Below are 23060 nucleotides of genomic sequence, written 5' to 3'. Positions count from 1 at the left end.
ACCTTTTACTCCACTAAGAAGCCAAAAGCTTGGATGTGACAATTAAACCATCTTTCCATAGCTCTTCCAAACGATATTTTCCACGAATTGCACCAACAAATATATGGGTTACAATAAACCCATAATCTATCACAACCCAATTGCCATCAGCGAGACCTTCCACATGAAGAGGACTGACTTGCCACTTTTTTAACTCTTCTATAATAGTATTCGCTAAAGCCTTAACATGAACATTAACACTGCCTTCTGCAAAAACAAAATAATCGGTAAATTCCGAAATAGCTCTAACATCCAGAACTACCAAGTTATTTCCCTTTTTCTGTTCAATGGACTTGGCAACTACTTTCAATAAATTAAAATAAAATAAATCCATAAAAATCGACGTTAGAATACCCCATTATCCAAGATAAGGTCGAGCTTTTTTTTAAACACAATCAAACGATATTCCAATAATACTTTTTAGCCATTTTCTTTAAACGTCCCTGTGGACGAACAACGGTTTTTTCTTCTCCCAACATAAGGAAAGGTAGGTCTAGAATATGGTCAGAAAAAGTGTGGCTTTTTGCTTGATTGATTTTTTTTATATAACTCAAAATTTGAGCTTTTTTATCTCCTGTCAAACATTTTTTATCGATGGTCTGTTCTGCAGACTCATCCCGATAACAAGAGGCATACCATGAGCTAATGCCGAGTTGTTGCGCTATAGGACCTACAATAAAATCTGGAGAAGAAGAAAAAAGAATCACTTGTCCTGTAGTATCTGCAAAGGCTTCTTCTAATTTTTCTAAAACAGGGGTGTAAAAATCAGCTGGAGTCAAAGTATTTACAAAATCTAGTGCAACTCCATAAAGATCTTCAGAAGAAATTGGTGCAAGCAAATGAGTTACAATAGAATAATAGAAGGATGGAAGATCCCAAAAAAAAACTTAAATCTAAAAAAACGATAAATAGATGGGGGCAAAGTTTTATAAGAAAATAAACGCTGAAACAATGCGTAACGATAAAAAAGCCAACTACTATTACCTTTTAATAAGGTTCCATCTAAGTCAAACGCATATATACAATTTCTTCTCATAACAATTGTTGAATCTGTTGCTTCAATTCAAAAATACTCGCATCTAATTCTTCAATTGCACGTTTGTCTTCTTCAACAAGTGAACTGTACTGCATTGCGCGATCAAAATCTAATCCTGAAGAACCTAATAATTTTTTATCTTGTTCTAATTTATCTTTGAGTTCTTGGCGGCGTTCACGTCTTTGTGTAAGGACTTGACGCATATTTGCAAGCTTTTCTCGAGAATCTGGAGAAGAAAGAAGTTGTTCTTCAAAAAAATTTACAATAGCTTGAAGAGCAAGATTGAGTTGATTATCTAAAGAAATTTTTTCAGGAGGGGGTAAAAATGACATTTTAGCTAACGATTCTTTTAATGTTTGCCATTCTTCCCGAGATTCAGGAGTAATTTTTCCTTCAGAACAAGTCTTCGAGAATACTGCGATACGCTCGGCAAGAGAACGAGCAGCCTCTCTTTTTGTTTGTTTATCCTTTGCTAATTGTTCTTGATAGGACTTTTCTATCGCGTCTTGTTTCTCTCGCAACTGATCAAATAACCCCTGAAGATCTTTTTTTAAGAAGATTACGTCATCATGTGTGAGATCAAGAACGCGAATTTTTTTAGAAATGGTATCTAAATCTTTTCGAACTTTGATCAAATCGTTCCCGTCTGCAAGAAGGGAAGCAACTTGCTTCAACATTTCACGGACTTCTTTTGAATTTTCAGCAGATACGGCACGTAAACGACCTTGTTCTTGACGAATTTCTTTTTCCATACCTTTCAGTTGATCCCAGCACTTGCTAAGCTTCAACCTTGTGTCAGAAAAAACATGAGATGAGACAAAAAGCCTTTTTGCTGCATGTTGAAGACTTTTTATTTCCTTTCTTAAAAAAAAAACGGTTTTTTTTAACGAATCTTTATCAGATCCAATAAAATATCTAGAAACAAATGCGTCGACATCTCCGGCAAATGTTTGACTCACACTTTCGATAAGTTCCTTACGTTTGGGAAATACCTGATTCCCTAGAGCGGAAAGGCGTTGAAAAAATTTACTTTTCATCCGCATTCGCATCCCAACATTCATAAGTTCCTTACGAAGATCTATAATTTTTGAAGAGAAACTGCTTAACCATAGTAATAACATATGGTTTTTCTTATAAAAATCCAGATGCTTATTTAAAGCTGTGCTTTCCAAAAACTCATGCTTTTCCTCTTGTTGAGAAATTTTATCCTCTATTCCTTCCTGAAATTCAATAATGTCTTTCTCTAAACACGCGATTGCCAAATCGATTTGGTCTATAATAAAAGACCCTTCTTGATCTTGAAGACTCTTAAGATGACGACCTTCTTTAGTTAGCGCAATATAACGATGCCAGACCTCTCCGCGTTTCACTATATCTTCGATATCATTAAACAGAGGCAAACATTGTTTTCTTAAATCCCAAAATAATCTCAGATCTGGAGATGTTGCAGTTAAAACTTCCTCCATTCTATCCAAGATAAAAGAAACTTTTTGTTCTGGAGAGTTCAAGTCTTTAAACTCTTTAGCAAAAGATAGTAGGGCCGCATTAGAAACGTCAGAGCTTTCTATAGAAGCAACTTCTTCAACTACAAAATCATCGTCCACAAACGATTCCTGCTCTGTTTCCAAAGTATGAAAGCTGTTGTCGGAATTATCCATAATAACAACTTAGGTGTGAGGCTTGACAAATAAAATTGTTAAAAGTTAAAGTCTGCTTTTCGCAATCTTTAACGTCAATTGTTTTATGAATTTATATAAAAGAATTTCGTTTGAAGAGGGCTTAAAAATGTTCCTTTCATCTCCTTTAAATGAGCTACAGGAACTTGCAAATTCTATTCGTCAACAACGATATCCTTCAAATGAAGTTACTTATGTTCTTGATGCTAATCCAAATTATACTAATATTTGCAAAATAGATTGTACTTTTTGCGCATTCTATAGAAAACCTAAATCCGCTGATGCCTATTTGTTATCTTTCGATGATTTTCGTAGCTTATTACAACGCTACACAGAATTAGGAGTTAAAACAGTTCTAATTCAAGGTGGTGTGCACCCAAATTTAGGAATTAATTACTTTGAAGAATTGATTCGAATTACTATTCAAGAATTTCCTTCCATTCACCCCCATTTCTTTTCTGCAGTAGAAATTGAACATGCTTGCCGGGTTTCTGGCATCACTACTGAAGAGGGTCTTTATAGATTATGGAATGCGGGCCAACGCACGATTCCTGGTGGAGGAGCAGAAATTCTATCAGAGAGAGTTAGGAAAATCATTTCTCCAAAAAAAATGAGCCCTGGGGGTTGGATCAATCTACATAAGATGGCTCACCAAATAGGGTTTCGTACAACAGCGACTATGATGTTTGGGCATGTCGAGAATCCTGAGGATATTCTTATACACCTTCAAACAATACGAAATGCTCAAGACAGCTGCCCTGGATTTTATAGTTTTATTCCTTGGAGTTACAAGCCTGGCAACAACCCTCTCCGTTATAAAGTGCCTCAACATGCATCCGCTCAAATGTATTACCGAATATTAGCTCTTGCAAGGATTTTTCTCGATAATTTTGATCATGTCGCAGCCTCATGGTTTGGGGAAGGTAAAAGTGTAGGAGGCAAAGCTTTACATTATGGGGCTGACGACTTTGGGGGAGTTATTTTAAGCGAAAGCGTTCATAAGGCTACAGGATGGTCTATACAAAGCTCTGAGGAAGAAGTTTGCGATATCATCCGATCTGAAGGCTTTATCCCTATCGAAAGGAACACGCTGTACGAGCATATTAGCTGTAAAGGAGGTAGTCTTTAGCTATTTTTTGAGCAATAGCTTCTGAAGAGAGGCCTAGCGTAGGAAGTTCTCGAAATATCGAGCACCGTTTAAACCACGTCTTTTGTTTTTTTGTATAATGCCAACTATTAGATATAAATTTTCTTTTTGCCAAGGCATAGTCCTCATGGTGCTCACCTTGATCTATAAACTCTATCCATTCGCGATAACCAATTGCTTTTGATGCTGAAGGGTTTCCTCGTATACCTTGAGATAATAAGATTTTTACTTCATCTAGTAATCCTGATTCAATCATAGTTTCGCAACGCATTTGAATACTGTTCCGCAAAAATTCGGTTAGAGGAGAGAGAAACCAAGCGCGACAATAATATTCTCTTGAAGCCTTAGGAACCACATCCCATTCATGATCGCTGACTTTTTTCCCCGTAAGTTGAATGATTTCTAATGCTCGAACGATTTTATTTTTATCATTCTTAGTGATTGTTTGAGCATAGTCCGAGTCTTTAAGGCGCAGTTCTTCATAAAGAGCAGTAACTCCATGCTTCTTTATTATAGACTCAAGTTGTTCGCGTATTTGCGGATCTGCAGGAGGGCCTTTAGGGGGGCCAGAAAGAAAAGTATAGAAATAAAATCCTGAGCCACCAACTAAAATAGGCACTTTATTTCTTGATAAAATGTTTTGACATGCCTGAATAGCTTCATAATAGAAATCTATGACATTAAATGGCTCTTGAATATGACAAATATCAATTAAATGATGAGGAATTACTTGTCTGGCTTCTAGAGACACTTTTGCAGTTCCAATATCCATTCCTTGATATACCTGCATAGAATCTACTGATACGATCTCTCCATCAATCATAGGGGCGAGTGCTAAAGAAATTTCTGTTTTTCCAGATCCTGTAGGCCCTGCAAGTAAGATGATTGTGCGCTTAAATAATTTTATAAATAACTTTTGAGGATCAAGACATACATCACATTCAGGAGTAGAGGTTGTACTAGATTGAAATTCAAAAGGAAGCATAGGGATAAACTATAACTTACTAAAACATTCCTGTTCAGACTGACACAATAAAATCATTTGGTCTAAACCTGCAATTCGCATTACCTCTGCTACAGCTGCTTTAACACAGCACAGACACATTTTCCCTCCTAACCCTTGAATTAATTTAAAACTAGATAACAATAGGCGAATACCTGCACTGCTGATATAGAAAACGTCCTGCAAATTCAGAACGATTTTAAGATTGTTATTCTGGACAAACTGATTCAAAGATTGTTGAATATTAGGCACTGAAACAGCATCTAAAGAGCCTTTTAAATAAATAACAATGATCTCTCCATACTGTTTAGCTGATAAGTCCATCAATCATCTCTCCAAGAGTAATCTCGTAAATATTACGGATATTATTTACGATGATAATAAAAAACAATGAACTCATGATAAGACGTTTTCTTAAAACGCTTTTCTCTCCAGGCCCTCAATACACTTTATGTTATGCTGCGACCCTCATAGCACTGAGCACTGTTGTTTGCGTTCCTATATTTTGTTGGTTACTTTTACCTGAAATTTCTTTATTTAAACCCCATCCCTCACCTATTAGGAACTTATTTTTAGTGTCATCGACTTTATCGAGAGTTCCTCCTACTGCAATTGCAGAGCGTTTACATCTTTTTGCAGATTCTCCTACATATCTACACGAATTCTCTATCAAAGAAGCAGAATCTATATTGAATGCTCTTGGAATTTTTTCCTCTTTAGCTATAGAGAAATCACCTGATAATAAAGGGATTATAATTTTCTATACTCTACATACACCGATTGCTTATGTTGGCAATCGATCCAATATGCTTTGTAACCTTGAAGGAAATTATTTTCTTTGCCAACCTTATTTTCACTCTCTTAACTTACCTCTAATTTTTTTTTCTGAAGAAGACTTAGCTATGAAAAAACTACCTGCAGAAAAAATGTCTCTTGTTACTATTCTTATGCAAGAATTAGTTACAGAGTCCCCCAAAATTATAGATCTATCCTTATCCGATTTCTACCCTGGAGAAATTGTAGTTACACTTTCTTCAGGCAATCTTTTAAGGCTTCCAACTAAGACTCTTAACACTGCTCTAGACCTTTATAAGCATATACAAAAAAGTTCTTTAATAGATGTCGAAAATCAGTATATCTATGATTTGCGTTTCCCTAATTTTTTATTATTGAAAACATTATGACTCCTATTCTTATTCTTACATCCTTCCCTTCTCAACAAAGTGCTGAATCTCTAGCAACCTATCTTATCACAAAGCATCTTGCTCGCTGTGTACATATCTTTCCTAAAGGACAATCCATGTATCTGTGGAAAGGCAAAATTTGTAAGTCTGAAGAACACCATATACAAATTAAAACAACGGACTTATGTTTCCCTAAAATTTGTAAAGTTATCAAAGAATTCTGTGACTATGAGGTTCCAGAGATCTTACTCTTTCCTATTCAACACGGAGATCCAAAGTACCTAAGTTGGTTAACTATGGAGACCTGTTCAGAGAATTTTCCAAGGCTAGATTAGACATTGACTTTTTCATTTTGAATATCTACACTTTTGTAAGGAACTTTTAAAGACATAGGATTATGTTTTTGGTTTTCTACATCAATTTAATTTGGACTTTATGGAAGAGTTTGTAGCATATATTGTTAAGAATTTAGTTACTAATCCTGAAGCCGTTGAAATTCGTTCAATCGAAGACGAAGCTAACGAATCTATCAAATTAGAAATTCGTGTTGCAGCTCAGGATATCGGAAAAATTATTGGAAGAAGAGGAAACACAATACATGCGCTAAGAACTATTCTTAGGCGTGTGTGCTCTAGATTAAAAAAGAAAGTACAGATAGATCTAATTCAACCTGAAGATGGAAATGACGTCATTTGTAATGAAGACTATATTTGCGATGACGTCTCTTCTATGCCTATTGAAGATGATTTTCTTATATCTAAAAAGTGTTGTCAAGGGCACTGTAATTGCGAAGATCAAGAAGAAGATCCCGTTATACATCATTCTTGTGAATGTAGTAATCATCACTAGTCTTATTCTATCTCTATAAAAGAAGTGCTAGAGGTTCTTGAATTAGAACGCTCTAACACTTTTTTTAGTTTCTAATCAAGGTTTTGTCTTTATTAAACCCACATTCGACCATCTGTTTCTTATCAAACTTATGTAGAGCTTCGATAACAAGGAAATTGACAACTTGTTCTTTTGTCCACCCTGCACGAACAAAGGCCTGTAAAAATGGGCTACCTGCTGTCATTCCTGGAATAGGATTCACTTCTGATAACCAGTAATTTCCTTCTTCATCTAAGAAAAAATCTATTCGAGATAAGCCTTTTCCATGCAGAGCTCGATAGAGACGGTCTGCAAATTCCTTAACACAATCTAAAGACTCTTGAGAAAGCTGCAAATCAAAAGTAATTTTAGCACTATCAACACCACCAAACCCATACTTCTCTTGGTAGTCAATAAACCCACTAGCACCACGACGTTCATTCGGTCCTTCAATACAATACCAAGTAGAAGAGTCTCCAATACAAGATAGTTCTATTTCACGAGATCCTAAGCGACTTTCCTCAACAAATACGTCAGTATCATATAAAAAAGCCTCTGAGATCTTTTCTCGTAACTGCTCTTCATTATGAACCAAGAATATCCCGATACTAGATCCCAAATGAGAGGTTTTCACAATCATAGGAAAAGCAAAAGTTGCTATAAGGTTATGTATGCATAATTCAGGATTACGCTTCCATAAAGAGAGATTTAAAGGTTGGTAAGGAACTACAGGGATACCAACTGCAGAAGCTATACGTTTTGTTAATAGCTTATCCATTGCAATTGCTGCTAAAGGTAGATTAGGTCCAATATAAGGTTTACCTAAGATTTCAAAAAATCCCTGGATAGCACCATCTTCTCCCAAAGGGCCATGCAAAACAGGAAATAAACAATCGACTTGTGATAAAGCTAAGGTAATTTCTGTCGAAAGTACAGAATAACTCTGAGATTCTTCAATAAGATGAGCAAAATTCTTTCCGGTTCTCCATAAGCCCTGGCGATCTATAATAAAGTAAGTCACATCGTAGAGTGTAGGAGAAATATATCTAGAGATATGTTGAGCAGAAAGTAGAGAAATATCGTGTTCACAAGATTTCCCACCACAGACTAATCCTAAAGATAATTTTCTAGGATTAAAGTCTTTCAAAGAATCTCCTATGGTATAGATATTCCCAGCTCCTAGAGAGACACAAACATCATGAATACGAGTATATGCTTTTAGATAATCTACTAGGTCTCCGTAGGAGATATAATGACAGCGTACATGAGAAGATCTAGCAATATTTTTAGCAAATTCGGCAAGTATTATAGACTGTGTATCTTTTTCTCCAGCGCTGTAAACATCAGTAAGGATGACTTCATCGGCTTCCTGGAACGCAGTTGGAAAGCTATTTAAGCATTCCTGAAGACGAGAAAACCTATGCGGCTGAAAAATTGCGATTACTCTTCGCAAACCTACGGCATCACGCACAGCTCTTAAAGTACTTGCCACTTCTACAGGATGATGAGCGTAATCTTCTAAGAAAAGAAAGCCTTCAGAGTTATTCTTTTTCTCCAAACGTCGACACACTCCTACGAATTCTTTCAGAGCTTTTCGAATGATAGTAATCTCTATACCAAAGGTAAGTGCAATACCACAGGCTGCTGCTGCATTTGCAGCATTATATTGTCCAGGCAAATTGAGTTCGATATCTCGATATTCTTGGCCCAAAAATATAAAGGAGAATTGAGACTGCCATTCCTTCTGAGAATAAGAGACTATACGTAGCTGACAGTCTGGAGAATACCCGAAAGAAATCCCTTTAATCTTTCCTCTTAAAATCGGACAATCGCCATTATAAAATACCTTATTAGAGTCTTGAGCTTTGCTAGAAAAATCCTGAACTACTTTCAAAAGACGTTCAAGACTTCCTCCATAATTGCTTAAATGTTCATTATCTAAATTTGTAATTATCAATGCATCAGGATTATAGTAGTATTTTAAGGAACCATCACTCTCATCTGCTTCGGCAATGAAGACATTTGAAGATCCAGAATAACCATTCAGGCAATTTGAAGTCACCCCCCCAATAGCGTAAGAAGGGTCTTTCTGAGCTTCCTGGAAAATAGCACGAATTAGAGATGATGTACTTGTTTTTCCATGACTTCCTGACACTAGGATGCTTTGATAACCTTCCATAAGCTGACTTAGGAGCTCTGCTCTATGAATTAAGGGTAAGGATTTTTCAACAGCCGCTAGATATTCTACATTATCTGAGGCAATACTGGAGCTATAAACAACGGTGGTACCATCGGAGATATGAGTCGCATCGTGACCTAAAAAACACTCTGCACCTTTAGCTTTAAGCGTATTGATAGTATATCCTGCACTCAAGTCACTGCCAGATACATAATACCCACGATCCAGCAGAATATGTGCTAAGGCACTCATTCCTATCCCACCTATACCAATAAAATGATAATGAGGATTCTCTATCATATGCTTCACCTATAAACATTCACAAATAAACTCATACAACGTTTTTTTCGACCGTTGTTTACTGTAAGCCGCTAGAGAGTCACGTTGTTTTTCTCTAATATGAGAGTCTAAAGCAAACATCACTTTTTCTACCAATAGCTTCTCTGTTAGCTCTTTTTCTAGAATCATACTCCCACCCCCAAGGACCTCTACAAAGAATTTAGCATTAGCTTCTTGATGTCTATAGGCTCCTGGATAGGGAATTAAAATTCCAGGCACTTTCGCCCATAAGATTTCATCTAAAATTGTAGCACCAGACCTACTGATAACTAAATCTGCAGCAAGGAGCACATCGAGCAGCTGTTCTTCAAACTTCTTGACACAACAAAGCACCTCTCCACGATTATACACGTGTTGCACCTCAATAGCATCACTTTTGGGCCCTACAATATGGTGTACATACATGTGTGGGTACTTATTGACTAGTTTAACAAGAGCTTTAGGAACAAAGGTGTTTAAGACCTGTGATCCCTGAGATCCTCCTACTACACAAATTGTAGGGGTGTAGTTTGTACAGCGCTTCATAATAGGACTTCCTAAAGAAAAGCTCCGCTTGGGAAGAAAAACCTCTTCAGCAGGGCAAGAAAAGTATTTGATAACAGGAGAGAAATTTACTCCAACGCCTCGAGCATACCGAGAAAATAGTTTATTGATCTTCCCAGGAACAAGATTTTGTTCATGTAAAAATAAGGGGATCTTCTGAGATAATCCTGCCAACAATACAGGAAGAGAGTGATAGCTTCCAAAGCCTATAACCAAATCAGGATCAAAAATTTTAAGTTCCCTTCTTGCCTTAAGATATCCTGAACATATAGAATAACTTCTTGAAATTATTTTTATGGGATTAATGACTGTAGGGAGTCCTGAAGGAATTTCTCGATAATTGATTCCTTCTTGTAAAGAAGGATGGCGTTCCAGACCTTTTCCAAGTAGGAGCGCATCGATTCCTTCAAGATAAAAAGCTTCCTTTACTGCTAGAGCTGGAACGATATGTCCCCCCGATCCTCCTACAGCTAAGGCTACTTTTCGAATTTTCCTCATCATACACCTTTAATAACAAACTAACGCCACACATATTTGCAATAAGAGAGGATCCTCCTTGGCTAAAAAAAGGAAGGTTTACTCCTTTACTAGGAAGAAGTCCTGAGACTACACCTAAATTCATAAATGCCTGCATACTAATAAGTAAGGTAACAATAATCGCTAAGGTAGCTCCTTCTAATGACGATGCTTTTATAGCGATTGCATAACCTCCGTAGACAAAACACATATACAAAAGTATAAGCAAAAGAATACCTAAAAACCCAAACTCTTCAGCGTATATTGCAGCAATATAGTCATTTTGAGCTTCTGGAAGATAAGTAAGTTTCTGGAGGCTTGCTCCAGGTCCTTTTCCTAGTAATTTTCCAGATCCTGCAGCAATTTTAGCCTGATAGGGTTGATGTCCCCTGCCCTTAATATCTAATTCAGGATGGAGATAGACGTTCAATCGATACCGTACATAAGGCATCCTATAGGCGAAAGCTCCCCCAACTATAGTGATACATAAAAGCGGGAGAAACCAGTAGCGTAACCGCACTGCGGTCATAATAAAAACAGGGATTAAGGATGCAGAAATAACAGCCGCAGAACCATTGTCAGGTTCTATCGCAATTAACAGGATAGGAATAAATAAAACAGCGATAAGTTTGAGAAACATTTTGGCTTGCTTTTGATATAAAGACGAAAATGTTAGGAATTCTAAAGCCACGATAGGAACCAAATACTTAACAAATTCTGAAGGTTGAATGGTAAGCTGACCGAACCCTAGCCAACGTTTCGCGCCATTACGGCAAATCCCCAAGCCTGGAACAAAGACACAGATTAAAGCTATAGTAGCTCCGGCCAATAACACGGGACTAATTTTTAAGAAGTCTCTCCATTCCATCATGTATAAAAGAGATGAGATCCCTATACCAAGGATAAGGTAAGTCACCTGACGGATGAGAGCTCTGTGTGTACTACATTCTAAAGAGCGGTCTAACACTTCTGCTGAAGAAGTATCGAAAACCATAATTAGTCCTAAAGAGAAGATAGCTAACAAACAAGAAATAATAAACCACTTCATGGTAGGAGCCTGCGAAGATCAACGTATACGTAACTGATCCCCAGGCTTAAGACGCCGTGCTTTATACTCATCAAGATCATTCATTTTGAGTAGGTCATCTAATCGAATGTGGTTACGGAGTGCTATTGTCCAAGGACTATCTCCTTCTTGGACTGTATAATAATTTTCGGAGTTAGAAACATTCATTTGAGAATTTTTTTGACTGCCTATCTCTTGAAGTATAGGTACTTTAATGACCTGTCCAATTTTAAGTTGAGTGGTAGTGAGATCATTGATCTGCATTAATTTCGCAACAGTAGTATGATTAGCTTTAGCAATACGCTCAAGAAAATCTCCCTTCTTGACTACGACGGTAGCATAAACTGCTTGTTCCTCTTTAAGGGTCTCGTTAACAGGCTGTGACGGAACAGTTGTAATAACAGACTCAGGAGATTCGCTCACTACAGGCACAGGAAGAGTCGTTACGATAACAGGTTTACTTTCAATAAATTGTGTAGCTAAAGTTTCCTTAACTACAGGACGGACAGGTGCTTCTATAACTGAAGGCTTTTCTAACACCTTTTCCTCAGAAACAAGGCCTTGTGCAACTTTTGTCGCAGCAAAATTACGGTATCCTTCGTTATAGTCTTTAACTCCAACCCGCTTTGATGTTACAAACAAAGCGATCAACAACATCGCATTTACCACGACAGCTGTTATTACCATATCCCTACGATTCATATTTACCTCACAGCCTCCATTTCTCCGATCAACAGCTTAAAATAAGCTCCCCTTTCTTCAAAACTTTGAAATTGATCAAAACTGGCACATCCCGGAGACAATAAAATAGTATCTCCATCCCGTGCTAGAGTTTGAGCTATATATACCGCTTCCTTTAAATCCTTGGCTAAAGTTAAAGGAATTGTTCCCGATAAAGCATGGGCTATCATCTCTCGGCATTCTCCCATAGCAACGACGTGTTTCGTTGTTTGGGACAACAAAACAGTTAGGTCAACGAAATTCCCGCCTTTATTTCTGCCACCTAAAATAACAATAATATTTTTTCCTATAGCCATAAGAGCCTTTTCTACTGCATTCACAGTTGTGGCTTTACTATCGTTAATGTAGTGCACACAATGTTTTTCCCCGAGATACTCTAGTCTGTGGGCAGGTTTTTTAAAGGTCTGAACTGCCTTTAGAAAGTCTTTCGAAGGAATACAACTCACTTCATTAGCTAAAGCATAGGCTGCGCAATAGTTATCCCTATCATGCAAGTATATTGGTTTTAATGCATCCCCTTTGTCTAAAATATTCTGAATTTCCTCAGAGTAGCTTTGATAAAGATTCCCAGAGGAACATTCCATTCCCAACCAGAACGCTCGCGCTTGTTTTAGACATTTTTTTATACGAAGTTTAGCATCTAAATAAGTATCTAAATTGCCATGATAGTCAAGGTGATTAGGAGAAAAATTCAATAATACAGCTCCAGACAATGTAGGGATGTCTTCATCTTGAGTTGCTAGTTGAAAAGAGCTAATTTCTACAACACGGATCCCTGGGTGTATCATCTGGTTCAATATAGGCAAGCCTATATTTCCCATAGCTAAAGCAGGGATTCCTAAAGTATTTAAAAGATGAACAAGAAACAATGTTGTTGTTGTTTTCCCGTTAGATCCTGTGATTCCTAGAGAGGGGTATTGTTGAAATTCTGGAGTTTTCAAAGCAACCTGGATATCGGTAACTACAGGGATATTAAAACGTAGCGCTTGTTCTACCCAAGGATGATATGGTTTAATTCCTGGAGAGCGTACTACAAGGTCGATGTCTCCAGGAAAATCATCTGTTTCTATAAACAGTCTTTCATGCAAACCCTCTGTTGACGTCAAAGATTCTAAAGAATTGTCTGCACCTAAAACATAATGTCCTTGCTTATATAAAAATTTCGATACAGATTTTCCGGTGATCCCAGTTCCCAAGACAAGAATGCGTTGATACATATCTACTTCCATAATACTGCGGCTATGCCTAAACCTGTGCAAATAAAACTGCAAATCCAGAAACGCATAACTATTTTAGTCTCTGCTATTCCCTGATATTCATAATGGTGATGTAGCGGAGAACACAAGAAGATACGTTTTTTCCTTAATCTAGAGCTAGCAACTTGCAAAATTACAGATCCTGCCTCAGCAACAAAGACTCCTCCAATGATAACTAAAATACATTCTGCACGCAGAATAACAGCACAACTACCTAACAGTCCTCCTAAAAGTAAAGATCCCGTATCTCCCATAAAGAGTTGGGCTGGGAAGCCGTTATACCATAAGAATCCTATACAACTTCCCAAAAGCGCAGCTAAAACATAGGCGATATCTTGAGCTATAGGCATTGTAATACTTTGCAGAGCAACGAAAATAAATCCGAGAGCAGCTAAAGACATTGTTCCAGCAGCAAGACCATCAAGACCATCAGTAAGATTTACTGCATTATTCGTTCCTATAATTGCAATAAGGGCAAGTCCTAAACAAAAGAATTTCCCAATCCAAAAAGGCATAGAAATTAGACCCGGGATAAAAGGAATCTTGAGAGCAAATAGAGGCTCAGTACTTCCATAGATATAAGGAAGGCAAATCAAGGTAAGAGACGCTATAAAAATTTGAACTATAAATTTATACTTAGCTTTTAGCCCGTGTCCTTTTTTTCTTTTTATTTTTATTCTATCATCATACCAGCCCAAAGCTGCATAGCAAGTCATAAGTATAATAAAAAACCACGTCGAAACCTTCCCCCAGGGCAACCAAAGGAGTATAGAGAAAAACAATGAAATAAAAAGCAATATCCCTCCTCCAGTAGGAACTTTAGCTTTATCTTTGTGAAGAATTTCAAGTTTTTCACAATGTTCTTTGTTTACATAATCACGATATTCTTTTTTTTGCAGCCATTTGATTATAGGCATTCCCAGAGCCAGAGTGAATAGAAGAGCTGTCATTACTGTTAGGGCTAAAGAAAAAAACAAAGATTGTTTTAAGAAAATAGGAATTAGGGAAATCATAGCTACGCGTAAAGAATTAAAAACAAGCTAATAAAGATTCCAAAGCGAGCGAGCGAGAACCCTTTAATAGAATTACATCTCCGTGTCGGACAACTGCCTTCAAAAGATCCTTGATATCTTGAGCGCTGGAAAAAAAATTTACTTCACAAGAATAGTTCTTTAAAAGGTGTTGCACTGGAATCCACTTCTCCCCAATAAAAAATATCATATGTCCTAGAGAGGCTGCTTTTTCAGCTATTAAAGCATGCCCTGCTTCTGAATATATACCTAATTCAGCCATATGACCTAAAATCAAGATAGTCTTTCCTCCATCACTTGGCAAAGGCAAAGAATCAAGAGCTGCCATCATAGCTTCTGGGCAAGCATTATACGCATCATTGATTACTTGTATTCCATTTCTTATGCTATGTTCAAAGCGCATTGGAGGTAACTTTAATGTAGAGAGAGAGCCTATAATACTCTCTTCTGGAATATCTAAAATCCAAGAAAGAGCTACAGCTATTAACAAGTTACTATACGCAGGTTTATAAGAGAACGCTATCGGGAGATGATAATCTTCATTAGGAGTGTGAATCACTACTGATTCCCTGCTCATAGCTTTATAGTAAAAATCTGCTAGAGGATCATTAAAAGAAAAAGAAAATTTCTCAGCACGAAAAGAACGATGCCATAGATCCGAAAAACATAAAGAATCTTTAGGCAATAGTTGCACTTTACTTTTTTCTAAAATGAGACTTTTTTCTCTTATAATTCCTTGGATGCCTTCAGGGAAGTTGACAGCATGCTGGTCATTTATCTGTGTAATGACAGCAATTTCTGGTTGAACAATGTTCAGAAGATCTCGCATATTCCCGGGCTCAGAAACTCCCATTTCTAAAATAATAAAATCTTCATCCCCCTCTGCCATTAATAAGCTTAAAGGTACAGTCAGTTGGGAGTTATAGCTTTTAGGACTTGCATGAATTTTATAAATAGAGCTTAAGAGTGTCTTCGAGAATTCTTTTGTTGTTGTTTTCCCTATTGACCCTGTGATCCCAATAAGGTTACCTCTGAATAAATTATACTGGCTATTTCCTGCTTCTTGCAAAGCACATTTAGGATCCTGAACACGGATTAGTAGTAAACCAAAGCTATCTCCTTGATATTCAGAAGATACAACAGCTGCAACAGCTCCTGATTGTGCCGCATGTTTTAAAAACTGATGACCATCTGTTCTAATGCCGGGCAGAGCGAAAAATAGATCGCCGGGTTGTACTTGCCTACTATCTATAGCGAATCCTGAGATTTTCTTGTTAGACTTTGGGCAAGAAACGTCTGATAGCATCAGGGATACCCAATCTTCCAGCAATACAGTTCGCATATATTTTGCCTAAAATCTACTATTTTAAAACTCTGAACCCATAGGGAAAGCTTGTCTCCACACTAAAAAAAAACTATATTTAATATGAAGAGAAGAATGCAAACAACCTTATCGGATTATTAGCAAACCTCTTTCTTAAGGAGATTAAAAACAATCTTGCTCTTTAAAAGCTAAGAAATTTTTCTCTCTCTTCTCTTAGAAGAGAATGTACTTCTCGCTTATCATAAAATCTTGTTTCGCTTAAACTAAAGGTTCTCATGGTTTGTTTTGGTGGCATCGCCAAGCGGTAAGGCCGAGGCCTGCAAAGCCTCTATCCCCGGTTCGATTCCGGGTGCCACCTTTCTTACTGAAGATATTGTGAACTAAAAAATGACTTGGTAGTGTAAGAATTTTATATCTACTGGGGGGTTTGCATGTCGGAACAGGGAAAATTATCTAACTATGACGCTAATAAAAAGCTTTTTTCAGGTATAGATAAACTTCTCCAAGTAGTAAAACCATCCTATGGTCCTAAGGGATTCCTATCTCAATCCTCTTTTTTTAAAGAGCGAGGTTTTAATGCTATTTCGCAAATAAAGTTTGCTAATCCCTATGAAAATATGGGTGTAGATTTTGCCAAACTCATGGCAAATAAAATCCATAAGCAACACAGCGATGGTGCCATCACTGGTCTTATTTTACTTCACGCGCTTTTACAGGAAAGCTACTTAGCTTTAGAAAATGGAGTTTCTATCCATAAATTGATTTCCTCCCTAAAATCTGAAGAAGAAAAACTCCAACAAGCATTACAAAAACAAGCTTGGCCTATTAAGGACGCCCAAAAAATTCGAAACATCATTTTCTCTACACTACAAATGCCTGTTATTGCCGACGACTTCTCCAATGCTTTCTCTGTTGTTGGTCCTCAGGGTCTCATTTCTATAACTATCCAAAAAGAAGCACAGAAATCTTCGATAGATGTACTCCAAGGGTTTAAAATTCCTTCAGGTTATGCTTCTAATTATTTTGTTTCTAACAATGCATCCCGTCTCACTACCATTTCTCATCCCCTAATCCTAATTACTGATAAAAAGATCTCTACTATCCATCCCTTGCTTCCGCTACTACATGAGATTTCGGAACGAAATCAACATTTACTGATTTTCTGTGAGGATATTGATAACGATGTACTTGCTACTCTCATTGTCAACAAGTTACAAGGACTATTACAAGCAACTGTAGTGACCATTCCTGAACTCTCTACTACGAACCAAGAATTAGCTGAAGACATTGCTTTATTTACTGGCACCCATATCTTCCCCAAAAATGAAGGAACTAATTTTCTAAATCCTGACATTACGACTTTAGGTTCATGTCTATCTATAGAAGTCTCTGACTCACAAACTATACTAATCGGGGGGCAGCATATTCCTGAGGTGCTTACCTTAAAAATCCGACAGCTAGCAGAAGAAATCCGTACAACCTCATGCCCTGAAACAAAAAAAAACCTCTTATATAGAAAAAATAGGCTGCAAAGTTCCATCGCTATTCTTTCTGTTGATGAAGATAATCAAGCTTTATACAATCTAGCTCTTAAAATTATAGACTCTGCATTAAGTCGGGGTTATGTCCCTGGAGGCGGAACTGCTTTATTTTATGCTTCTTTAGAACTAGAAAATTCTAACTGCAACAATACCGATGAGAATAAGATAGCAAGTTCTATATTACATAAGGCCTGTTGCGCTCCTCTAAAAGTCCTAATGAACAATGCAGATTTGAATGGCGATGCTGTTATTGCTAAGCTTTCTTCCCTAGCAACCCCAAGTTTAGGTGTGAGCGTATTGTCTAGAGAGATTGAAGATTTTATTGCTGGAGGAATTTTAGATTCACTAGCTAAAGTATCCACGGTTTTATCCTGTGCATTAGATACGGCTATTCTTGTTCTTTCTTCAAAAATTTTAATTTTTGAAAATGAACATGTAATCTCCACATTTTAGTTGTTTTTTCACTTAAAGAGACTCGATACAAACTTATTAAAAATGACTTCCGTTTAAATAAAAATACTCGCAGTATCTTTTTAATTCTATACCTTTGTTATTAGAATTTTTCCCTAAATTCTAATAAAATAGAATGCAAAAATAGGAATAGAGCAGCATATGGAAGAAAAATCACAACATGCGCACCGTCTAATTCACATTTCCGATGTACACTTTCATGTTCTTCCCTTGAACCCTCTGGACTGCTTGAATAAAAGGCTTAAAGGCCTTTTACGCAAGGTATTTGGTTTGGTACAATTCCAAGCTACAACGATAAGTCAACGTTTGCCACAGGTTATAAAATCCCTCGAAGCGAATAGCGTATGCATTACTGGAGATGTTTCTCTCACTGCTATGGACGCAGAATTTTTACTTGCGAAACACTTTGTGGATATTCTAGCAAAACACTCTTCTACTTATCTTCTACCAGGAAATCATGATGTCTATACTTCTAAATCTCTTGCAAAGCAAACATTTTATAAATACTTTCCCAATCAGAAACTCCAACACGATAAGGTTTCATTTCACAAGCTGACAGATTGTTGGTGGTTAATTTTATTAGATTGTTCTTGCTTAAATGGATGGTTTTCAGCAAATGGAGCTGTGCAATTAACGCAAATCTCAGCTATTGAAACATTCCTACTCTCTCTATCCTCAGAAGAAAATGTCGTTATCGCCAACCATTATCCTTTGCTCTCTTCACGACATTCCTACCATGATCTTATCAACAATACACTCCTAAAAAACGTATTGAACAAATATAATAAAGTAAGGCTTTATTTACACGGTCACGAACACCAAGCTACTATTTATAGCTGTGCGGATGCTTCCCCTTCATGTATTCTAAATAGCGGATCGATTTCTCTCCCTACTAATGGGCGTTTTCACATTATAGACCTATATCCTGAAAAGTATCAGGTACATACTATAGCTTTGAACAACCTATTGGATTTTGATTCTCCTTTAGAAATAACTAAGGAGGCTACTTTAGAAATAAGATTTTCATAGTTTATGAACTAATATATAAAAACAATTAAAATTCAGGTCTAGACGCCTTCTTCTAAAATCTTCTCAGCTATAATTTGAAATAATTTCGGGGTTTCTACAGAGTCTACTTTTTCAAAATCGCGAAAAGATTCGGGCATGGCTACAAGCTTTGCAACCCAAGTTTTGCGCTTGTGCTCTTCATCAACAATTTCAGCTTTGTCTCTAAGTTTCTTAAGTAGTTGAGCTTCTTTGGAAAGCTCTTTTGTTTTCTTTGCGTCCATATTGTGCACTCTAAGGTAGAGATGCTTTTCTTACAACGGCAATTTATTTCGAAACCCGAGATTCATAACTCCCCGTCCGAGTATCGACCTTCACTAATTCTCCCTCATCAATAAAAATAGGGACCATAATCTTAGCTCCTGTATTTGTCACAGCAGGCTTCAAAACACGCCCGGATGCTGTATCTCCACGGACTCCTGGGGCTGTCTCTAAGATACTAAGCTCCATAAAGATCGGAGGCTCAACAGCAACAACATCACCATTATATAAAACCAAAGTATAAATGATATCTTCTAATAACCACTGTCTAATATTCTCAAGTTTATCCCAAAATACGACTTCTTGCTCAAAAGTCTCATCATCCATAAAAGTGGCTCCTTCTTGATCGGTATATAGAAGGCGCATAGCGTGCTCCCGGATATCAGCAGTCTCTACAGATTCTCCAGACTTATAGGTCCGTTCAATTACCCTGCCAGTTAAAAAATTTTTTACTTTTATTCTATTAAAAGCTTGACCTTTCCCTGGTTTTACAAAATCATTCTGTAAAATTAGGTATGGCTGGCCATCAATTTCTATTCTTAATCCTACACGGAATTCACTAGTACTTACACGAACCATAAAACAATGTGTTTCTTAATTTTGTTTTATTTATGTTATCGAGGTCTTTCTCCTTTGTCCAGAAGAATATAACTTCAAAATCAAGAGGACCTATTTTGCATAGATGACTCTAATTGCATTGTATCTGGATTGCAACTACCTCTTCGAAAATTTTTTTAATGACCTAGAAACAATAGAATGATAAGAATCCAAGATAAAGTCAGACCAAGGAGAGGATGTGCCTCAATATAATGGCGAATCTAAAATAGCTCAAGATATGTTAGAACGTTATTCAGGTTCCAGCATAGAGCAATTTTGTCCTTATCTCTTACTCACAAATTTTTCTTACTATATTCAAACCTTTGCAAAACTACATGCAGTGCCTACCTTTGAAGGCTCTATGTTTGCTACTGCACATGCGCCTCACATCCATACCACGATGTTGGATTTTAAATTAGGTTCTCCAGGAGCCGCCTTAACTATAGATTTATGTGCTTTTCTTCCTAATATCCAGGCTGCATTAATGTTAGGAATGTGTGGAGGATTGCGCTCCCATTACCAGGTTGGAGATTACTTTGTCCCTATAGCTAGCATACGTGGAGATGGAACTTCGGATGCCTATTTCCCTCCTGAAGTTCCTGCTCTTGCCAATTTTGTTGTACAGAAAGCAACAACAGAAGTGTTAGATCATAAGAAAGCCAGCTATCATATTGGCATTACTCACACAACAAACATTCGTTTCTGGGAATTTAACAAAAAATTTAGACAAAAACTCTATGAAACTAAAGCTCAGTCTGCAGAAATGGAGTGCGCAACACTTTTTACTGCGGGATATCGTAGAAATGTTCCTATTGGAGCATTACTATTGATTTCAGATCTTCCCTTAAGAAAAGGAGGGATTAAAACAAAGTCGAGTGGAGATTATGTCTTTAATACCTATACTAAAGAGCATATCCTAACGGGGCAAGAAGTCATAGCCAATCTTGAAAAAGTCATGAAAAAACAAGCTGTTTCTGACCATAGGAAAGGCTTACCTCATATGGAAGTTGGAGAAGCTGATGACAAGATAAGCGAGGGATCTGGAACCTGTGATAGTGACTATTGAGATAGAATTCTCTGAAGAATTTGTTCTGTAGTAAATCCACATTCTTCAGCAACATCATCAGGAGCTCCTGAGTGTCCGAATCTATCCATAGCAATAGCTAAACCCTCTGATCCGATATACTTGTACCAACCTAAAGCAGATCCTGCCTCTATGGAGACACGGATTCCCAAATCTCCGCCCACAATGCTTTGTTTGTAGTCGATATCCTGAGCTTCAAAAAGCTCCCAAGAAGGAAAAGAAACGACACGGACATGCTTATCTAAATGCTCTAATTCTTTAGCTACAGAAAGAGCCAATGCAACTTCTGATCCTGTGGCAAAGAGAGTATAGTCTGGTTTTTCCCCTGATTCTTTTAACAAAATATAGGCCCCACGTCCTACGCCATCTTTAAAAGGCTTATGCGCACCAGGCAGAGTAGGCAATGCTTGCCTAGAAAGTACAATTGCTGTAGGACCAGAGTGTTGCAATGCTGCAATCCATGCTCCTTTGACTTCATTAGCATCCGCAGGACGTAAAACATGCAACCCTGGGATAGCTCGCAAAGACATCAATTGTTCCACAGGCTGATGAGTAGGCCCATCTTCTCCAATAAATATGGAATCGTGAGTGAATTGATAAATCACTGGCAACTTAGAAAGAGCTGCTATGCGAATGGCATTACGCATATAGTCAGAAAACACTAAAAATGTTCCACCAAAAGGACGGAATACCCGACTATAAGCCAAACCATTCATAATAGTAGCCATACCGAACTCACGAACACCATATTTAATGTTCCGTCCAGAAAAGTCATGAGTGTGAATTACTTGCGCCTCTCCAATCCAAGTGCCGTCTGAACTCGAAAGATCGGCAGACCCACCAATTAAATAAGGGATATGCTGGACCAAAACTTGTATCAATTTATTTGAAGCAGCACGCCCTGCTATAGAATCTGGCATTTCTACATTTTGTATCAGGACTTCTAAAGTTTTAGGTAACTTATGAGCTGTTAAGTCAAGAAATTCCTCATACAATTCTGGAAATTGTTTCGACCAAACACGAACTTCATCAAACCATTGCTCTTGTAGTTTGCGATCTTCTTGTATCTTATGAGAAAAGAAGTTTTTTACTGCAGGAGGAACAAAAAATTTCTCCTCAGGAAGATGCCAAAACTCCTTTGTTTCACGAACCCCTTCTATTCCCAAAGGAGAACCATGAGCTTTACTCGTCCCTTCCTTGGGTGAACCATGACCAATAATAGTATGGGCAATAATAATTACAGGTCGTTCTTGAGCATGTTTGATACTTGAAAAAGTCTCGTGAATATGAACCCAGTCATACCCATCAATTTCATATACATCCCATCCGTAAGCTTCAAAACGCTTTTTTGTATCCTCAACACTAGTTTCATTAAGATATCCATCAAGAACAACATTATTATAATCATAGATGACAACAAGATTGTTTAGGTTTAAAGATCCTGCAAAACTACAGGCTTCATGGCTAACTCCTTCCATGAAGCAACCATCGCCCGCAAGGCAGTAGGTTTTTCCATTAAAAATATTATGTCCCGGGCGATTAAATCGAGATCCCAGCATCTTCATAGACAAGGCAATACCAACAGCATTTCCCAGTCCTTGTCCGAGAGGGCCTGTCGTTGCTTCAACTCCTACAGTTTCACCATACTCAGGATGTCCTGGAGCTCGGGAGTGAATTTGACGAAATTCTTGAAGATCTTCTAAAGAAACATCAAAACCAGAAAGATGCAGACAGGAATAGAGGAGAGCAGAGCCATGACCAGCAGATAATACAAAACGATCTCTATTGATCCATTGAGGATCTCGTGGATTGTGTCTGAGTACATAAGTATATAAATAAGCAGCAAGCTCAGCGCACCCCAAGGGAAGGCCTGGGTGACCAGAAGATGCTTTTTGAATTGATTCGATACTGATTTGCTTAATTGCCCCAGCAATTTTATTTAAAATACCGACATCTAATTCTTTATTGATCATAAATCGACCTTAAAGACTTTCTATATAAAAGCGCAAATTATAGGTCATCCCCAAGCAAAAAGCAAGTAACTCTTAATTTCGCAAATCTTCGAATAAGAGCCCCAGTCCTAAGCACAGATCA

General features: G+C 37.4%; 22 protein-coding genes and 1 tRNA gene. 8 read left to right on the top strand and 15 right to left on the bottom strand.

Features of this window, described 5'->3' with window-relative positions; genetic code table 11:
• Positions 1–13: 13 nt before the first annotated feature.
• The 3 genes from rsfS to C834KP_RS04420 form a co-directional block, all read right to left on the bottom strand.
• Positions 14–373, bottom strand: coding sequence for a ribosome silencing factor (rsfS, locus tag C834KP_RS04435; protein ID WP_108896960.1), 360 nt, complete (start codon positions 371–373; stop codon positions 14–16).
• A gap of 61 nt (positions 374–434) precedes the next feature.
• Positions 435–878 carry an HAD family hydrolase gene (locus C834KP_RS04430; RefSeq protein ID WP_231911683.1) on the bottom strand — a complete coding sequence of 148 codons (444 nt, stop codon included), beginning with the start codon at positions 876–878 and terminating at the stop codon, positions 435–437.
• A 193-nt stretch (positions 879–1071) separates the two neighbouring features.
• Complete coding sequence (locus C834KP_RS04420; RefSeq protein WP_108896958.1) at positions 1072–2733, bottom strand: hypothetical protein; 1662 nt, start codon at positions 2731–2733, stop codon at positions 1072–1074.
• Between the two features lie 85 nt (positions 2734–2818).
• Here C834KP_RS04420 and mqnC point away from each other — a divergent pair, with 85 nt between their 5' ends.
• On the top strand, positions 2819–3880 hold the full coding sequence (mqnC, locus tag C834KP_RS04415; protein ID WP_108896957.1) for a cyclic dehypoxanthinyl futalosine synthase: 1062 nt from the start codon (positions 2819–2821) through the stop codon (positions 3878–3880).
• Here the strand turns inward: mqnC and miaA are convergent.
• Together miaA and C834KP_RS04405 are read right to left on the bottom strand one after the other, a co-directional pair.
• Positions 3855–4883: a tRNA (adenosine(37)-N6)-dimethylallyltransferase MiaA gene (gene miaA / locus C834KP_RS04410; protein WP_108896956.1), complete on the bottom strand. Its 1029-nt coding sequence runs from the start codon at positions 4881–4883 to the stop codon at positions 3855–3857. The genes mqnC and miaA overlap by 26 nt on opposite strands.
• A gap of 9 nt (positions 4884–4892) precedes the next feature.
• Positions 4893–5225, bottom strand: coding sequence for an STAS domain-containing protein (locus C834KP_RS04405; protein WP_108896955.1), 333 nt, complete (start codon positions 5223–5225; stop codon positions 4893–4895).
• 74 nt (positions 5226–5299) lie between these two features.
• Between C834KP_RS04405 and C834KP_RS04400 the strand changes: the two genes are divergently transcribed.
• From C834KP_RS04400 to C834KP_RS04390, 3 genes are all read left to right on the top strand, one after another.
• Entirely contained in the window at positions 5300–6085 is a 786-nt protein-coding gene (locus C834KP_RS04400; RefSeq protein WP_162295479.1) for a cell division protein FtsQ, read from the top strand.
• Positions 6082–6420: a divalent-cation tolerance protein CutA gene (gene cutA, locus C834KP_RS04395; RefSeq protein WP_108896953.1), complete on the top strand. Its 339-nt coding sequence runs from the start codon at positions 6082–6084 to the stop codon at positions 6418–6420. Before C834KP_RS04400 ends, cutA begins: the two co-directional genes overlap by 4 nt.
• Positions 6421–6520: 100 nt before the next feature.
• Positions 6521–6934 carry a KH domain-containing protein gene (locus C834KP_RS04390; RefSeq protein ID WP_108896952.1) on the top strand — a complete coding sequence of 138 codons (414 nt, stop codon included), beginning with the start codon at positions 6521–6523 and terminating at the stop codon, positions 6932–6934.
• Between the two features lie 64 nt (positions 6935–6998).
• Here C834KP_RS04390 and C834KP_RS04385 read toward each other — a convergent pair whose 3' ends face one another.
• The 7 genes from C834KP_RS04385 to C834KP_RS04355 are packed head-to-tail and all read right to left on the bottom strand — an operon-like array spanning position 6999 to position 15965.
• Entirely contained in the window at positions 6999–9431 is a 2433-nt protein-coding gene (locus C834KP_RS04385) for a bifunctional UDP-N-acetylmuramate--L-alanine ligase/D-alanine--D-alanine ligase (RefSeq protein ID WP_108896951.1), read from the bottom strand.
• 9 nt (positions 9432–9440) lie between these two features.
• Positions 9441–10514 carry an undecaprenyldiphospho-muramoylpentapeptide beta-N-acetylglucosaminyltransferase gene (gene murG, locus C834KP_RS04380; RefSeq protein WP_108896950.1) on the bottom strand — a complete coding sequence of 358 codons (1074 nt, stop codon included), beginning with the start codon at positions 10512–10514 and terminating at the stop codon, positions 9441–9443.
• On the bottom strand, positions 10420–11577 hold the full coding sequence (gene ftsW / locus C834KP_RS04375; protein WP_108896949.1) for a putative lipid II flippase FtsW: 1158 nt from the start codon (positions 11575–11577) through the stop codon (positions 10420–10422). The genes murG and ftsW overlap by 95 nt, the downstream gene beginning before the upstream one ends.
• An 18-nt stretch (positions 11578–11595) precedes the next feature.
• Positions 11596–12297, bottom strand: coding sequence for a lytic transglycosylase (locus tag C834KP_RS04370; protein WP_108896948.1), 702 nt, complete (start codon positions 12295–12297; stop codon positions 11596–11598).
• Between the two features lie 2 nt (positions 12298–12299).
• The gene (murD, locus tag C834KP_RS04365; RefSeq protein WP_108896947.1) at positions 12300–13553 is read right to left on the bottom strand and encodes a UDP-N-acetylmuramoyl-L-alanine--D-glutamate ligase; all 1254 of its coding nucleotides are present in this window, start codon (positions 13551–13553) and stop codon (positions 12300–12302) included.
• A 2-nt stretch (positions 13554–13555) separates the two neighbouring features.
• Positions 13556–14605 (bottom strand): phospho-N-acetylmuramoyl-pentapeptide-transferase, encoded by a 1050-nt coding sequence (gene mraY, locus C834KP_RS04360; RefSeq protein ID WP_108896946.1) that lies wholly within the window; start codon positions 14603–14605, stop codon positions 13556–13558.
• Positions 14606–14621: 16 nt separating this feature from the next.
• Positions 14622–15965 (bottom strand): UDP-N-acetylmuramoyl-tripeptide--D-alanyl-D-alanine ligase, encoded by a 1344-nt coding sequence (locus tag C834KP_RS04355; RefSeq protein ID WP_108896945.1) that lies wholly within the window; start codon positions 15963–15965, stop codon positions 14622–14624.
• Between the two features lie 269 nt (positions 15966–16234).
• On the opposite strand from C834KP_RS04355, the gene C834KP_RS04350 reads away from it, so the two are divergent.
• From C834KP_RS04350 to C834KP_RS04340, 3 genes are all read left to right on the top strand, one after another.
• A tRNA-Cys gene (locus C834KP_RS04350) sits at positions 16235–16305 on the top strand.
• Positions 16306–16378: 73 nt separating this feature from the next.
• A complete protein-coding gene (gene groEL3 / locus C834KP_RS04345; protein WP_108896944.1) occupies positions 16379–17941 on the top strand; it encodes a variant chaperonin GroEL3 in 1563 nt (520 codons plus the stop codon).
• A gap of 159 nt (positions 17942–18100) precedes the next feature.
• The gene (locus tag C834KP_RS04340) at positions 18101–18988 is read left to right on the top strand and encodes a metallophosphoesterase family protein (protein ID WP_108896943.1); all 888 of its coding nucleotides are present in this window, start codon (positions 18101–18103) and stop codon (positions 18986–18988) included.
• A gap of 38 nt (positions 18989–19026) precedes the next feature.
• On the opposite strand, the gene C834KP_RS04335 is transcribed toward C834KP_RS04340, so the two are convergent.
• Together C834KP_RS04335 and efp are read right to left on the bottom strand one after the other, a co-directional pair.
• Positions 19027–19248, bottom strand: a complete 222-nt coding sequence (locus C834KP_RS04335; protein ID WP_162295478.1) for a hypothetical protein — start codon at positions 19246–19248, stop codon at positions 19027–19029.
• A gap of 43 nt (positions 19249–19291) precedes the next feature.
• Positions 19292–19864, bottom strand: coding sequence for an elongation factor P (gene efp, locus C834KP_RS04330; RefSeq protein WP_108896941.1), 573 nt, complete (start codon positions 19862–19864; stop codon positions 19292–19294).
• Positions 19865–20081: 217 nt separating this feature from the next.
• Between efp and C834KP_RS04325 the strand changes: the two genes are divergently transcribed.
• Positions 20082–20948, top strand: a complete 867-nt coding sequence (locus C834KP_RS04325) for an AMP nucleosidase (RefSeq protein WP_108896940.1) — start codon at positions 20082–20084, stop codon at positions 20946–20948.
• Here C834KP_RS04325 and tkt read toward each other — a convergent pair.
• Positions 20942–22939, bottom strand: a complete 1998-nt coding sequence (gene tkt, locus C834KP_RS04320) for a transketolase (RefSeq protein ID WP_108896939.1) — start codon at positions 22937–22939, stop codon at positions 20942–20944. The two genes, C834KP_RS04325 and tkt, sit on opposite strands and share 7 nt — an antisense overlap.
• Between the last annotated feature and the right edge of the window lie 121 nt (positions 22940–23060).

Source organism: Chlamydia serpentis (genome assembly GCF_900239945.1).
Classification (GTDB): domain Bacteria; phylum Chlamydiota; class Chlamydiia; order Chlamydiales; family Chlamydiaceae; genus Chlamydia; species Chlamydia serpentis.
The sequence above is the reverse complement of the archived record's forward strand: the minus strand, read 5'-3'. Positions and strand labels throughout refer to the sequence as shown.